1 protein-coding gene is annotated in these 732 nt (G+C 31.6%); it reads left to right on the forward strand.

Annotated elements, in window-relative coordinates; all coding sequences use genetic code 11:
* Positions 1-273 precede the first annotated feature (273 nt).
* On the forward strand, positions 274-732 hold a 459-nt coding region (locus tag AC1DTM_RS30040; RefSeq protein ID WP_477001655.1), incomplete at its 3' end, for a MarR family winged helix-turn-helix transcriptional regulator.

Consider the following 732-nt stretch of genomic DNA (forward strand, 5'->3'; position numbering starts at 1 on the left):
CAATAACACTCCAATCACAATTGAGTTTTTCAAAAAAATATTAATAAATAAATTTTACAATATTTATCATTTGAATTTAACCTATTTCTTTAAGAATTCTTTAAAAAGTAATTTGGATACTTTATTTGAAGGTATGGTTTAAGAATTAAACAGCCTTCAAAAAATATAATAGTTGAAATTTGTTGGTTTTAGAATGAAGAAATTAGGCTCAATATACCAACTTAATTATTCATAATTGAGTTGTGGTATAATTTACATACAGGGGGAAAGTAGATGACACAACATAAAGAAGAGCAAATGAATGAGGCATTAGCATTATTTTACTTTGCATATAAAACTTTCACAGAAAAACCAGATGAAATAATAAAAGAATATAGTATACAGCGTGTACATCATAGAATTCTGTTTTTTATCGCTCGTTTTCCAGGGCTTAGTGTAAATGAGTTGCTATCACTTTTAGAAATAAGTAAACAAGCTCTTCACGGACCGTTGCGCCAACTGTTAGATAAAGGACTTATTGAGAGTAATGAAGCTGCACATGATCGTCGTGTGAAACAGCTGTCTTTAACAGAAGAAGGAACAGACTTAGAGAAAAAACTGAGCGATGTTCAAAGAGAGCAAATGGGAGCTATTTTTGAACAGTTTGGCGAATCATGTGAAGAAAATTGGCATCAAGTTATGAATGAAATGGCAAATAGCCGTTCAGGATTTGATGCATGGACGGCTAAGCGT

This window comes from Bacillus sp. P4_D3, from assembly GCF_056401855.1.